The sequence below is a fragment of the Burkholderia sp. EMB26 genome (genome assembly GCF_024730645.1).
GTDB classification, from domain to species: domain Bacteria; phylum Pseudomonadota; class Gammaproteobacteria; order Burkholderiales; family Burkholderiaceae; genus Burkholderia; species Burkholderia cenocepacia.
This window is the reverse complement of sequence record NZ_CP078071.1, coordinates 221274-235382: the sequence shown is the minus strand read 5'-3', so window position 1 is coordinate 235382 and position 14109 is coordinate 221274. Positions and strand designations below refer to the sequence as shown.

The 14109-nt window shown below is 67.2% G+C and carries 13 protein-coding genes; 10 read left to right on the top strand and 3 right to left on the bottom strand.

Annotated elements, in window-relative coordinates; all coding sequences use genetic code 11:
• Nucleotides 1-116 precede the first annotated feature (116 nt).
• Entirely contained in the window at nucleotides 117-614 is a 498-nt protein-coding gene (locus KU887_RS17785) for a DUF2938 domain-containing protein (RefSeq protein ID WP_006495066.1), read from the top strand.
• Between the two features lie 56 nt (nucleotides 615-670).
• Here the strand turns inward: KU887_RS17785 and KU887_RS34590 are convergent, their stop codons facing one another.
• Entirely contained in the window at nucleotides 671-1741 is a 1071-nt protein-coding gene (locus tag KU887_RS34590) for a tetratricopeptide repeat protein (protein ID WP_309138182.1), read from the bottom strand.
• A gap of 56 nt (nucleotides 1742-1797) precedes the next feature.
• On the bottom strand, nucleotides 1798-2238 hold the full coding sequence (locus KU887_RS17770) for a MarR family winged helix-turn-helix transcriptional regulator (RefSeq protein ID WP_006484698.1): 441 nt from the start codon (nucleotides 2236-2238) through the stop codon (nucleotides 1798-1800).
• Nucleotides 2239-2373: 135 nt separating this feature from the next.
• Between KU887_RS17770 and KU887_RS17765 the strand changes: the two genes are divergently transcribed.
• Nucleotides 2374-3903, top strand: coding sequence for a DHA2 family efflux MFS transporter permease subunit (locus tag KU887_RS17765; protein ID WP_125331998.1), 1530 nt, complete (start codon nucleotides 2374-2376; stop codon nucleotides 3901-3903).
• Between the two features lie 30 nt (nucleotides 3904-3933).
• On the opposite strand, the gene KU887_RS17760 is transcribed toward KU887_RS17765, so the two are convergent.
• Complete coding sequence (locus tag KU887_RS17760; protein WP_258256933.1) at nucleotides 3934-5448, bottom strand: acetyl-CoA hydrolase/transferase family protein; 1515 nt, start codon at nucleotides 5446-5448, stop codon at nucleotides 3934-3936.
• A 650-nt stretch (nucleotides 5449-6098) separates the two neighbouring features.
• On the opposite strand from KU887_RS17760, the gene KU887_RS17755 reads away from it, so the two are divergent.
• The 8 genes from KU887_RS17755 to KU887_RS17720 all read left to right on the top strand — a co-directional run bounded on the left by KU887_RS17755 (nucleotide 6099) and on the right by KU887_RS17720 (nucleotide 14013).
• Nucleotides 6099-6782: a CDP-alcohol phosphatidyltransferase family protein gene (locus tag KU887_RS17755; protein ID WP_258256932.1), complete on the top strand. Its 684-nt coding sequence runs from the start codon at nucleotides 6099-6101 to the stop codon at nucleotides 6780-6782.
• Entirely contained in the window at nucleotides 6779-7582 is an 804-nt protein-coding gene (locus tag KU887_RS17750; RefSeq protein ID WP_258256931.1) for a 2OG-Fe(II) oxygenase, read from the top strand. The genes KU887_RS17755 and KU887_RS17750 overlap by 4 nt, the downstream gene beginning before the upstream one ends.
• Entirely contained in the window at nucleotides 7579-8580 is a 1002-nt protein-coding gene (locus tag KU887_RS17745) for an HpnL family protein (RefSeq protein WP_006484682.1), read from the top strand. The genes KU887_RS17750 and KU887_RS17745 overlap by 4 nt, the downstream gene beginning before the upstream one ends.
• A gap of 35 nt (nucleotides 8581-8615) precedes the next feature.
• On the top strand, nucleotides 8616-9383 hold the full coding sequence (locus KU887_RS17740) for an NTP transferase domain-containing protein (protein WP_006492690.1): 768 nt from the start codon (nucleotides 8616-8618) through the stop codon (nucleotides 9381-9383).
• A complete protein-coding gene (gene aepX, locus KU887_RS17735) occupies nucleotides 9380-11068 on the top strand; it encodes a phosphoenolpyruvate mutase (protein WP_006484687.1) in 1689 nt (562 codons plus the stop codon). Before KU887_RS17740 ends, aepX begins: the two co-directional genes overlap by 4 nt.
• Nucleotides 11065-12246, top strand: a complete 1182-nt coding sequence (aepY, locus tag KU887_RS17730; RefSeq protein WP_006484696.1) for a phosphonopyruvate decarboxylase — start codon at nucleotides 11065-11067, stop codon at nucleotides 12244-12246. Before aepX ends, aepY begins: the two co-directional genes overlap by 4 nt.
• A complete protein-coding gene (locus tag KU887_RS17725) occupies nucleotides 12246-13310 on the top strand; it encodes a 2-aminoethylphosphonate aminotransferase (protein WP_048985784.1) in 1065 nt (354 codons plus the stop codon). The genes aepY and KU887_RS17725 overlap by 1 nt, the downstream gene beginning before the upstream one ends.
• A gap of 262 nt (nucleotides 13311-13572) precedes the next feature.
• Nucleotides 13573-14013 carry a lysozyme inhibitor LprI family protein gene (locus tag KU887_RS17720; protein ID WP_077021007.1) on the top strand — a complete coding sequence of 147 codons (441 nt, stop codon included), beginning with the start codon at nucleotides 13573-13575 and terminating at the stop codon, nucleotides 14011-14013.
• Nucleotides 14014-14109 lie beyond the last annotated feature (96 nt).

The window sequence follows — 14109 nt, the reverse complement described above, 5'->3', positions numbered from 1 at the left end:
GTTGCAAGATAGTCGCTCGACTCCATAAAGACAAGCCGGACCGCCATGAAACCGTTGAACCCGCGTCGCATTCCGCCGTGCCGCATCGCCGTCATCGTTCGCCGCGGAGGTGCGCGATGAGCCCGTCCGACGTCCTGCTCAAGCTGCTGTTGATCGGCGCGGGCGCCACGCTCCTGATGGACCTGTGGACGCTGTTCCGACGGCGTGCGTTCGGCATTCCGTCGCTCGACTACGCGCTGGTCGGCCGCTGGCTCGGCCACATGACGCACGGCCGGTTCCGCCATGCGTCGATCAGCGCCGCTGCCCCCGTGGCCGGCGAACGCGCGCTCGGCTGGATCGCGCATTACGCGATCGGCATCGCGTTCGCGGCACTGCCCGTGCTGATCGCCGGCCCGACGTGGATCGATGCGCCGACGCCGCTCCCCGCACTCGTCGCCGGACTCGCAAGCGTGGTCGCCCCGTTCTTCGTGATGCAGCCGGCGTTCGGCTTCGGCATCGCGGCGTCGCGCACGCCGCAACCGGGCGTCGCGCGCCGGCGCAGCCTCGTCACGCATCTGTCGTACGGGGTGGGGCTGTATCTCGCGGCGTACCTGCTCGCGGCGCTGACCCGTTGAGCTGCGCACCGGCGTATCCCCGGACGCGCCTGTCCGTCTCCACCAAACGGACGAGATCAGCCGCCGTCGCCGCGCTGCGCCGTGTCCTCGTAGCGATCGAGCGCGTCGAGCAGGTTGCCCGGCCGGCTCATCTCGGCCCGCAGCCGGGCGGCCTTCTCGATATCGGCCGGCGCGGTGAGCTTCGCGCCCTGATCGAGGTACGCCTGAGCGCGCGTCTCGCCGGCGGCGGCAGCCAGGCCCAGCAGCGCGTTCGCGGCGATCGGATCGTGCCCGGCACCGCCACCCGAGTAGTACTGCACGCCCAGCCGGAACAGCGAGGTCGCGACACCCTGGGCCGCGGCCAGCCGATACCATTTCACCGCTTCGGCGTCGTCCTGGCGCACGCCCTGCCCGTTCTCGTACATCAGCCCGAGATTGTTCTGCGCGTTCGCGTAGCCCTGCTCCGCGGCGAGTCGATACCAGCTGAATGCGTCGGTGTCGCTCTGCTTCACGCCGCGCCCGCTGTCGTACAGGTAGCCGAGGGCGTTCTGCGCCTGCGGATCGCCCTGGTCCGCCGCGCGTCGATACCATTTGGCGGCTTCCGCGGCATCCTGCGGCACGCCGGTCCCGGCGTCGTACATCAACCCCAGATACAGTTGCCCCCTAGGCAGGCCTTGTTCGGCCGCACGCCGGTAAAGCCGCACCGCTTCCGCACTATCCTGCGGCGCGCCTTCGCCGTGCTCGTATGCGCGACCGAGATTGCACAACTCATTGCCGTGGCCCTGTGCGGCCGCACGCCGATACCAGTTCACGGCCTCCGCCCGGCTTTGCTCGACGCCGACGCCGGTTTCGTACAGCGTACCGAGGTTGTTCTGCGAGGCCGCATCGCCCTGGTCGGCGGCCCGCCGATACCATTTCGCGGCTTCGGCGGGATTCTGCTCGACGCCGTCGCCGTGCTCGTACATCAGCGCGACGTCGAATTCGCCGTCCAGGTCGCCGCGCTTCGCCTTCTCCATCGCCGCGTCGAAGGCCGCGGGCGCATCGTCGTGCCCGAGCCAGACGATGCCGATCCCGAGGATCAGTGCGACTGCGAGCGCGATCAGGATCGCAATACCGGTCTTCCGGCCGATTCGTCGGGCCTGGATCATCTCTCGGTGTTCTCTTTTTTGTGGTTGCAAGCGGTGCGCCCGACCGGGCGCCCGCGTCATTCGCCGCCGCAGTCGATCAGGTTGCGCCGCACGCGCCCGAGCAGCCGCACCAGCGTCTCGCGCTCGTCGGGCGTGAAGCCGCGCAGGCCGTCGTCGGCGACGGTATCGCCCACTTCCAGCATCTGCGGAAAGATCTCGCGCGACTTGTCGGTCAACCGGATCACGAACGCACGGCGGTCGTCGTCGTTCGCCATGCGTTCGATCCAGCCATAGCTTTCCATCCGGTCGAGCAGCCGCGTGAGCGAGATCGGCGTGATCTCGAGCCATTCGGCGAGCCGCGCCTGGTTCATCTCGCCCTTCCACGTCAGGTACGCGAGCACGCGGCTTTGCGCCCGCGTCAGCCCGATGCGCTTCGCGCGCCGGTCGAACAGACGCCCGTTCAGGCGCGCCACGTCGGCGATCAGGTAACCGATCCGGTTCTCGTAGGTCTTGTCCATGCGGCGATTATAGGGTCAAGCCGGAACCGGCCCGCGGCTCTCGACCTGGCGATAAGCGGCTATATAATAAGCGTGCTTATAATTTGCGCCATACCGGATCGCCGCCCGCGGCGACCGCCCCACGGAGACACCCGCTTGAACCCCGCCGCCGACGCCCCCGCCTCGCCCGCCCTGAACCGGCCGATGCTGACCCTGTCGATCATGCTCGCCACGCTGATCCAGACCCTCGACAGCACGATCGCGAACGTCGCGCTGCCGCACATGCAGGGCACGCTGTCCGCGTCGCAGGACGAAATCACGTGGGTGCTGACCTCCTACATCGTCGCCGCGGCGATCGCGACGCCGCTCACCGGTTGGCTGTCCGACCGGCTGAGCGTGAAGCGGCTGCTGATCGTGTCGATCGCGGGCTTCACGGTGGCGTCGGCGCTGTGCGGGCTGTCGGAGACGCTCGTGCAGATCGTCGGCGCGCGGCTGCTGCAGGGCGTGTTCGGCGCGGCGCTGGTGCCGCTGTCGCAATCGATCCTGCTCGACATCAACCCGCGCGAGAAACAGGGCCAGGCGATGGCGATCTGGGGAATGGGCGTGATGGTCGGCCCGATCCTCGGCCCGACGCTCGGCGGCTGGCTCACCGACAGCTACAACTGGCGCTGGGTGTTCTTCATCAACGTGCCGATCGGCGCGTTCGCGCTCGCCGGCGTGATGACCTTCCTGCCGGCGCGCGCGCCGCGTCCGCACGTGAAATTCGACGCATTCGGCTTCGCGACGCTCGCGCTCGCGATCGGTGCGTTCCAGGCGATGCTCGACCGCGGCGAACAGCTCGACTGGTTCGGTTCGTACGAGATCCGCATCGAGGCGCTCGTCGCGGCGCTCGGCTTCGCGTTCTTCCTCGCGCATACGGCGACCGTCGGCAAGGCGTCGTTCTTCAAGTCGGAACTGCTGCGCGACCCGAATTTCGCGACGGGCACGCTGTTCATCTTCGTGGTCGGCGCGGTGCTGTACGCGACGCGCGCGCTGCTGCCGCCGATGCTGCAGAACCTGATGGGCTACCCGGTCGCGACGACGGGCCTCGTCACCGCGCCGAGCGGCGCCGGCACGATGATCGCGATGCTGTTCGTCGGCCGGCTGCTGAAATACGTGGATGCGCGGATGCTGCTGCTCGCGGGGCTGTCGATTTCCGCGCTCGCGCTGTGGCAGATGATGCAGTACACGGTCGTGCTGTCCGAAGCGGACATCGTGTGGCCCGGCGTGATCCAGGGCTTCGGCCTGGGGCTCGTGTTCGTGCCGCTGAGCGCGCTGTCGTTCTCGACGCTGCCGCCCGAGCTGCGCGCGGACGGCACAGCCACCTACAGCCTGATGCGCAACATCGGCAGCAGTATCGGCATCTCGATCGTGCAGACGCTGATGACGCGCAACACGCAGGTCGCGCATGCCGACCTCGCGACCCACGTCACGCCGTTCAACCCGGCCGTGCAGGCGATCGCCGGCAGCCGCGTCGATCTCGCGCTGCTCGACCGCACGATCAACCAGCAGGCGACGATGATCGCGTACCTGAACGACTTCAAGCTGATGTTCGTCGCGACGCTGCTGATGATTCCGCTGTTGCTGCTGATCCGCCCGCCGCAGAAAACGGCGAGCGTCGACGTCGCGCACGCGGCGATGGACTGACGGGCGCGCATGCGCCCGTCCGCAGCCGCGTCAGGCCTTCATCGTCCCGGTGCGCACGTAGCGCTCGTGCCACGACAGCGCCTCGGCGAGCAGATGCGGCGTGTGCTTGCCGAAGCTGTCGCGCGACGCGCGCTCGAAGTAGTCCTCGAGCATCGGACGGTAGTCGGGGTGCGCGCAGATCGCGATGATCTTGCGCGCGCGCTGCTTCGGCGACAGGCCGCGCAGGTCGGCCAGCCCCTGCTCGGTGACGACGACCGCGACGTCGTGCTCGGTATGGTCGACGTGGCTCGCCATCGGCACGATCCGCGAGATCGCCCCGCCCTTCGCGGTACTCGCCGACATGAAGCACGACAGGTAGCCGTTGCGCGCGAAGTCGCCCGAGCCGCCGATGCCGTTCTGGATCTTCGTGCCCATCACGTGCGTCGAGTTCACGTTGCCGTAGATGTCGGCTTCGATCATCCCGTTCATCGCGATGCAGCCGAGCCGGCGCACGAGCTCCGGATGGTTGCTGATCTCCTGCGGGCGCAGCACGATCTTCTCGCGGAACGTCGCGATCTCGTCGGCGAAACGCTGCACGGCGGCCGGGCTCAGCGACAGCGCGGTGGCCGACGCGAAGCTCAGCGTGCCGTCGTCGAGCAGGTCGAGCATGCCGTCCTGGATCACCTCGGTGTAGGCCGTCAGGTTCGAGAAACCGGCCGAGCCGAGTTCCGCGAGCACCGCGTTCGTGATGTTGCCGACGCCCGACTGCAGCGGCAGCAGGTTTTCCGGCAGGCGGCCGCGCTTCACTTCGTGACGCAGGAAGTCGATCAGTTGCAGCGCGATCTGCTTGGACGTCGCATCCGGCGCGGTGAATGCATTGCTGCGATCGGGCGCGTCGGTCTCGACGATCGCGACGATCTTGTCGGCCGGGCAGCGCAGGTACGGCTCGCCGATCCGGTCGTCGCTCTTCGTCAGCGGAATCGGCTTGCGATGCGGCGGCAGCGCGGTGCCGTAATAAATGTCGTGCATCCCGTCGAGGCCGAGCGGCTGGCGCGCGTTCACTTCGAGGATCACGTGCTTCGCGCGCTCGAGCCAGGTCTTGTTGTTGCCGATCGACGCGGACGGGATCAGCAGGCCGTCCTCGCGGATGCCCGCGACTTCGACGATCGCGACGTCGAGATCGCCGTACAGCCCGAACCATGCATATTGCGCGACGTGGCTCAGGTGGACGTCCTGGTAATCGACTTCGCCGCCGTTGATCTTGTCGCGCAACGTCGGGTCGGACTGGTACGGCAGCCGCATCGAGATGCCGTCGGTGCGGGCGAGCGCGCCGTCGAGTTCCGGGGCGGTCGACGCGCCCGTCAGCACGTTGATCCGGAAGTTCTCGCCGCGCGCGTGCGCCGCATCGATGTGGGCTGCGAGCGCGGCCGGCACGGCCTTCGGATAGCCCGACCCGGTGAAGCCGCTCATGGCGACGGTCATGCCGGGACGGATCAGCGCGGCGGCTTCGTCGGCGGTGCGGACGAGCGAACGCAGGGCGGGAGCGAGGATGCGTGATGAAGACATGGCTGGTTTCTGACGCTTTGATCTGTTGACGTCGCGGGGGGTGTCTCCTGAGCGACATGAAGCCCTTGGGGCCGCCAGGGGCGGCCGGCACCACAGGCACGGTCGGAGTATCGCAGAGGCCATCGCCGCGAAATGTCCGCTGGATGCAAAAGATCCTTGCCGGATTTGCCGGGTATCGAACGACCGTTCTGTGACAGGCGATTCGCCCGCGCCGCATGCACGCGAAAGGTGCGCGAAAGCATCGACGCGAATCGCGGGCTCCCGATCACCGCGCCGCGCGCTTCAATCGACGGATTTCCGTCGACATTGACGACCTGTGGCTCTGTAATGGCCGATACCTGCCCGGCGCGGCCGATTGTCGCCCGATGCGGCTTTTCCGGGCCTGACCGAGATCAAGGTCGCATGCGTTGCGCGCCGCCCGCCGACCGACGCGAAAAACACCGCCTCGCCGCCCTGCGAGGCCCGTCCGGCCTTGACAGTCGCGCGATGCGGACCACACTGGAAGACGGGTGCGGCCCCCCCGTCGGCCGCCCCGTTCGCACGTGCGTTTTTGAACCGGCCGATGCGCGCAAGACGCCGTAACACTCCCGCATGTCAGGACATTGATCGAATAAAAAGCAACAAATTACAATTCCGTATATATTTCGCCGATGGACCAAAGAAAAACCGCCACACGCCCCGAGCCACCGCTGCCACGCACCTGGGATGCGCGGCTCGCGCGCTCGCTCGTCCGACCGCTCGTCGATACGCCGGTCACCCCGAATCACCTCACCACCCTTCGTCTGCTGATCGGCCTCGCCGGCGCCTGGTGCCTCGCGCACGGCGGCTTCGGCTGGAGCAATGCAGGCGCGTTCCTGATCGTGTTGTCGAACTTCGTCGACCACACCGATGGCGAGCTCGCGCGCATCGGCGGCAAATCCAGCAAGATCGGTCATTTTTACGACCTGGCGGCCGATGCGCTCGTCACGGTCGCGCTGTTCGTCAGCATGGGGGTCGGCATCGTCGCCCAGGGCGGCCAGATGGCCGCGTCGCCGGTGCTGCTCGGTGCGGTGGCCGGCGCGGCCGTCGCGCTGATTTTCTTCCTGCGCATGCGGATCGAATCGATCGCCGGCAAGGCCGGCACCAAGCAGGCGTTCGCCGGCGGCTTCGAGACCGAAGACGTGCTGTACCTGCTGCCGATCGTGACGCTCGTCGACGGCGTCGAGCCGTTCCTGCTCGCCGCATCGATCGGCGCCCCGCTGTTCGCCGCATGGGTCGTGATCGACTGGTGGCGCATCGTGCGCCGCGGCAGCACTGTTCCGCAGAACCCCTCTGAAATCCAGGCTTCCAAATGACTTCTAGCACGCGCGACGATACCGTGCTGAGCCCGGCACGCCCCGTGCGCGCGGCCGCGGCCGATCCCGATCGCACCGTGGCCGACTGCGTCGGCCAGCTCGACCTCGACCGCCTGCGCGGCGACTACACGCGCCAGGGCTCGTTCCTCTACCTCGACGCCTTCCTGCCGCCCGACGCGCACGCGAAGCTGGCGGACGCCGCCCGCGCGATGCAGGCCGGCCTGAACCGCAATTACCTGCCCGGCCACAAGCAGGGCGGCAGCGTGAGCCGCCATACGATCGACGAGCAGGCGCCGTACATCGCGGAGCTGTATCGCTCGAAGGCGCTGATCGGCTTCCTCGAGAAAATCACGGGCGACAAGCTGATGCTGTCGCCGGACGACGATCCGCACGCGTACGCGCTGTATTACTACACGAAGCCCGGCGACCACATCGGCTGGCACTACGACACGTCGTACTACGACGGCCGGCGCTACACGCTGCTGATCGGCGTGATCGACGAATCGTCGTGCCGGCTCGACTACGAGCTGCATACGCGCAACCCGGACGTCGCCGACGAACCGGGCTCCGTGCAGATCGCCGACGGCGGCATCGTGCTGTTCGACGGCGACAAGCTGCGCCACCGCATCACGCCGCTCGGCCAGAACGAAATGCGCGTGTCGCTCACGTTCGAATACGTGACGAACCCGGGCATGCGGCCGTGGAAGCGCTTCATCTCGAACATGAAGGATGCGATCGCGTATTTCGGTTTCCGCCAGGTGTTCAAGCAACTGGCGACGCGACGCACGACCGGGTCATGACACGCGCCGGCCTCATCCTGCTGTCCCTCGGGACCGCACTCTTCATCGCACTCCTGGCCTGGCAGGGCGTCGGCGCGGTCGCGTCCACGTTCCTCGCGGCCGGCTGGGGCCTCGCGCTCGTCGCGGCGTTCCACGTCGTACCGCTCGTGATCGATGCGTTCGCGATCTCCGTGATGTTCCGCCGCGGGCAGCCGGGCGCCGAACTCGGCAACGCGCTGCGCGCGCGCTGGGTCGGCGAATCGGTGAACAGCCTGCTGCCCGCCGGGCAGATCGGCGGCCCCGTGCTGATGGTGCGCCACCTCGCGCAGCGCGGCACGCGGATGGCCGACGCGGCCGCCGCCGTGACCGTCGGCACGACGATGCAGGCGCTCGCGCAGATGGCGTTCGCGCTGATCGGGATCGCCGCGTTCAGCCTGTATGCGACGCACGAATCGGTCGCGCACCTGCGTACGCCCGCGCTGATCGCCACCGGCGTGCTCGGCGCGCTCGCGGTGATGTTCTATCTGGCGCAGCGGCGCGGGCTGTTCGGCCGCGGCCTGCGCCTCGCGTCGAAACTGCTCGGCCCGCGCGACTGGTCGTCGCTCGCCACGCGGGCCGACGCGATCGACGACGCGGTCGGCGCGCTGTACCGCGATCGCGCGAAAGTCGCGAAGACCTTCGCATTGAGTCTCGTCGGCTGGATCGTCGGCACCGCGGAAGTGTGGCTCGCGCTGCACTTCCTCGGGCATCCGGTGAGCTGGCTCGACGCGCTGCTGCTGGAAAGCGTCGGCCAGGCGATCCGCGGCGCGGCCTTCGCGATCCCGGGCTCGCTCGGTGCGCAGGAAGGCGGCTACCTGCTGCTCGCGCCGCTGGTCGGCTTGCCGCCCGACGCGGCGCTTGCGCTGTCGCTCGCGAAGCGCGCGCGCGAACTCGCGCTCGGCCTGCCCGGCCTGCTCTATCTGCATTTCAGTGAAAGAAACTGGCAGCGGCGCCGTGCGCCGCAGCCGCTCGCCGACTGATCGTTCAGATCGCCGGCTTTTTGGTTGGAGAACCCATGCGAGCCATCATTCTTGCGGCAGGCCTCGGCTTGCGCCTGCAACAACCGCCCGAAGCGCAGTTCCCGAAGTGCCTGCTGCGCTTCGACGACGTGTCGCTGCTCGAGCGCCATCTGCGCGTGCTCGACGCCGCGGGCGTCGACGAGATCGTGCTCGGGCTCGGCTTTCAGCACGAGAAGGTCGAGCAGGAACTGAAGCGTCTCGGCCGCCAGGCCGAAATCGTGATCAACGAACGCTACGACCTCGGCAGCGTGCTGACCGTGCATACCGTCGCCGACGCGATGACGCGCGGCGGCGACGTGCTGCTGATGGACGCGGACGTGCTGTACGACGAGAACATCCTGCACGCGCTGGTGGCCGATGCCGACCAGGCGGTCGACCGCCTGCTGATCGACCGCGACTTCGAGGCCGGCGACGAGCCCGTCAAGCTGTGCCTGAAGAACGGCGTGCCGGTCGAGCTGCGCAAGCAGCTCGCGGTCGATCTCGACTACGACACGATCGGCGAATCGGTCGGCTTCTTCCGCTTCACCGAAGGCACCGCGCGCCGCCTCGCGACGATCGTCGCGGGCTACGTCGACAGCGGCCGCGCGAACATGCCGCACGAGGAAGCCGTACGCGACCTGCTGCTCGAAGGCGGCCATTCGTTCGACGTCGCCGACGTCACCGGTTCGCCGTGGATCGAGATCGACTTCCCGAACGACGTCGCCCGCGCGACGCAAGACATCCTTCCCCTGATTCAACGCACCACCGCAGGAGCCGCACGATGAACGCACGCGAACCCAACTTCACCGAATCGCGCAGCGCGCGCCTGCGCCGCATGCTCGTCAGCAGCGACCTCGAATTCCTGATGGAAGCGCACAACGGCCTGTCCGCGCGGATCGTCCGCGAGGCCGGCTTCAAGGGGATCTGGGCGTCGGGCCTCGCGATCTCCGCGCAATTCGGCGTACGCGACAACAACGAAGCGAGCTGGACCCAGGTCGTCGACGTGCTCGAGTTCATGGCCGACGCGAGCGACCTGCCGATCCTGCTCGACGGCGACACCGGCTACGGCAACTTCAACAACGTGCGCCGCCTCGTGAAGAAGCTCGAACAGCGCGGCATCGCCGGCGTCTGCATCGAGGACAAGCAGTTCCCGAAGACGAACAGCTTCATCGGCGGCGAGCGCCAGCCGCTCGCGGAAATCGACGAATTCTGCGGCAAGATCAAGGCCGGCAAGGATTCGCAGACCGATCCCGACTTCTCGATCGTCGCGCGTGTCGAAGCGCTGATCGCCGGCTGGGGGATGGACGAGGCGCTGCGCCGCGCGAACGCGTACGCGGAAGCCGGCGCCGATGCGATCCTGATCCACAGCAAGCTGTCGCGCCCCGACGAGATCCTGCAGTTCGCGCGCGAATGGAGCGGCAAGGCGCCGCTCGTGATCGTGCCGACCAAGTACTACAGCACGCCGACCGACGTGTTCCGCCAGGCCGGCATCAGCACCGTGATCTGGGCGAACCACCTGATCCGCGCGTCGGCCTCCGCAATGCAGGCGACCGCGCGCGAGATCCACGAGAGCGAAACGCTGATCAACGTCGAAGACCGCGTCGCATCGGTCAACGAGATCTTCCGCCTGCAGGACGCCGACGAATACTCGGCGGCCGAGCGCATCTACCTGTCGTCGTCGTCGCGTGCGTCGAATGCCGCGATCGTGCTCGCCGCGAGCCGCGGCAAGGGCCTGGAAGCCGTGACCGAAGACAAGCCGAAGGTCATGCTGCCGGTCGCCGGCAAGCCGCTCTTGCGCTGGCTCGTCGACGGCTTCAAGACGCATGGCGTGAACGACATCACCGTGGTCGGCGGCTATCGCGCCGACGCGATCGACACGTCGGGCATCAAGCTCGTCGTCAACGAGCGCCATGCGCAGACGGGCGAGCTCGCGTCGCTCGCGTGCGCGGCCGAACGCCTGACCGGCGACACCGTGATCTCGTACGGCGACCTGCTGTTCCGCAGCTACATCGTGCGCGACCTCGCGGAAAGCGAAGCCGAATTCAGCGTCGTGGTCGATTCGTCGCTCACGGAGTCGACGAACCAGAGCGTGCGCGACTTCGCCCTCTGCTCGGCGGCCGACGATCGCGGCCTGTTCGGCCAGAAGACCTACCTGCAACGCGTATCGAGCGACGTCGCCGCGGGCACCCCGCACGGCCGCTGGATCGGCCTGCTGAACGTGCGCGGCGCCGGCGTCGACCGGCTGAAGGCGATGCTCGCGACGCTGCAGGCGCGCCCTGATTTCGACACGCTCGACATCCCGTCGCTGCTCAACGAGCTGGTCGCCGCGGGCGAGAAGATCGAGGTGCAGTACGTGCACGGCCACTGGCGCGGCGTCAACGATCTGGAAGACTTCCGCCGCGCGGGCGACTTCGCGCACGGCCAGACGCCGCTGTCCGAGCCGGGCGCCGGCAACGGGGGCGCGCAATGATCGAAGCGGCCCAGTTCGTCGAGGCCGCGCGCGAACGCGGCTTCGACTGGTACGCGGGCGTACCCTGCTCGTACCTGACGCCGTTCATCAATTACGTGTTGCAGGACCCGACGCTGCACTACGTATCGGCCGCCAACGAAGGCGACGCGGTCGCGCTGATCGCGGGTGCAACGCTCGGCGGCAAGCGCGGAATCGCGATGATGCAGAACTCGGGGCTCGGCAACGCGGTAAGCCCGCTCACGTCGCTGACCTGGACGTTCCGCCTGCCGCAACTGCTGATCGTCACGTGGCGCGGCCAGCCGGGCGTGGCCGACGAGCCGCAGCACGCACTGATGGGACCGATCACGCCCGCGATGCTCGACACGATGGAGATCCCGTGGGAGACGTTCCCGACCGACCCCGAACAGGTCGGCCCGGCACTCGACCGCGCGATCGCGCACATGGACGCGACGGGCCGCCCGTACGCGCTCGTGATGCAGAAAGGCAGCGTTGCGCCGTATGAACTGAAGGCGAACCCGGCCGCGAAGCCGCGTGCGCACGTCGCCGCGCAATCGGCGTCGCGCGCCGCATCGACCGACGCGTGGCCGACCCGTCACGACGCGCTGCAGCGCGTGATCGCGCATACGCCGGTCGATTCGACCGTCGTGCTCGCGTCGACCGGTTTCTGCGGTCGCGAGCTCTATGCGCTCGACGATCGCCCGAACCAGCTGTACATGGTCGGCTCGATGGGCTGCGTGACGCCGCTCGCGCTCGGCCTCGCGCTCGCGCGCCCCGACCTGCGCGTGGTGGCCGTCGACGGCGACGGCGCCGCGCTGATGCGGATGGGCGTGTTCGCGACGCTCGGCACCTACGGCCCGGCCAACCTCACGCACGTGCTGCTCGACAACGGCGCGCACGAATCGACGGGCGGCCAGGCGACGGTGTCGCAACATGTGTCGTTCGCCGGCGTCGCGGCCGCCTGCGGCTACGCGTCGGCGGTCGAAGGCGATACGCTCGACGTGCTCGATGCGACGCTCGCCGCAACGAGTGACGGTGCGCAATTCGTCCGCGTGGCGATCCGCACTGGCGTGCCCGACGGCCTGCCCCGCCCGACCGTCACGCCGGTCGAGGTCAAGACCCGTCTGATGCGGCACATCGGCGCCGCGCAGACCGAAGCCCACGTTGAAGGAGCCCATTGATGCTGCTGCTGAACCCCGGCCCGGTCACGCTCACCGAACGCGTGCGCCGCAGCCTGCTGCAACCCGATCTGTGCCATCGCGAAAGCGAATTCTTCGACCTGCAGGATGAAGCGCGCACGCGCCTCGTCGCCGCGTACGAACTCGATCCGGCCGAATGGGCGGCCGTACTGATGACGGGCTCGGGCACGGCCGCCGTCGAGAGCATGATCGCGGCGCTCGTGCCGCAGGACGGCAAGCTGCTCGTGATCGAGAACGGCGTGTACGGCGAGCGGATCACGCAGATCGCGACGCAGTACGGCATCGCGCATGACGTGTTGAAGCATGAATGGATGCAGGCGCCCGATCTCGCGCAGATCGGGGCGAAGCTCGATGCGGGCGGGTATTCGCACGTCGCGGTGATCCATCATGAAACGACGACGGGCCGGCTGAACGATCTCGGCGCGATTGCAGAAGTGTGCCGTGCGCGCGGCGTGAAGATGCTCGTGGACGGCGTCAGCAGCTTCGGCGCGGAAGCGATCGACTTCGCCGGCGGCGTCATCGATGCGGTTGCCGCGACCGCGAACAAATGCCTGCACGGCGTGCCGGGTGCGGCGTTCGTGATCGTGCGCCGCAGTGCGCTCACGAAGGCCGCAAGCCGGACTTACTACCTCGATCTCGGTCGGCTCGCGAAGCTGCAGGATCAGCGGAATACGCCGTTTACGCCTTCCGTGCATGCGTATTACGCGCTCGTCGAGGCGTTGCGCGAGTTTGACGAGGCTGGCGGCTGGCGTGCACGGCATGCGCATTACAAGGCGCTTGCCGATCAGGCGCAGGCAGGGCTTGCTGCGCGCGGGATGCCGCTGGTGCTGCCGGAAGGTGCGTCGTCGGTCGTGCTGCGTGCGTATCGGTTGCCGCAGGGTGTCACGTACGAGACGCTGCACGACGGGTTGAAGGCGCGCGGCTTCGTGATTTATGCGGGGCAAGGCGGGCTGTCGAAGGAACTGTTCCGGATCTCGACGATGGGCGCGATTCAGGCGGCCGATGTCGAGCGGTTGCTGGAAGGGTTTACGGCGCTGACGCGGTGAGCGTTGTCCGCACCTTCGTCGACGAAAAGGCCCGCAAGGGCCTTTTTTATTGTTATTTGCAAATTTGGGGAAACATGGGACACGTTGTCGGCATTCGCGCATTTCAGTCACTCGACATGGCCGCGTCATTCCCAGACAATCGGTTTTTCCAAATCCGATCGCGCCTCTTTAAAGCAAGTCGACGATACGCGCTTCAGACGACGCTGTCGAACGCGATCGACGCCGGGAATCCATCGATCGCCATATCAAGGAGAAAACAAAAATGGGAGCAAAAATTCCTATCCACGTATCGGGTTCCCGCTTCCGTCGCGCAATGCTCGGCGTCTCCATGGTGCTGACATTTTCTGGAGTCGCCGCTGCACAAGCGCAGAGTTGCGCACCTGACAGCGTGGCGCCGGAGTGTTTGCTGCAGCGTAGTCAGGATGAGTTGCAGCAAGCCGACGACGAATTGAACCGCACTTACCGAAAGGTTTTGAAATCGCTGTCTCGGCCACGTGACGAGTACGTCAACTATCCGGCACTCAAGGCGAAATTCATCGAGGCTCAGCGGCAATGGCTCCGTTTTATCGACAACGAGTGTTCTGCTTGGTATCTGATAAACGAGGCAGGCGCGGATCGTAATCTTGATCTACTGACTTGCGAAATCGAAAGAACGCGTGATCGTACGCGTCAATTAAACACGTGGCTTAAGCAGGTTAGCTAGGATGAGCTCGGTGCTGGATAAAAGCAGCATGATCAGGACATAGAGAACGTTGACGCTCAGCGAGTCAAATAACGGCTTGCGAACGTTCGCTAACGG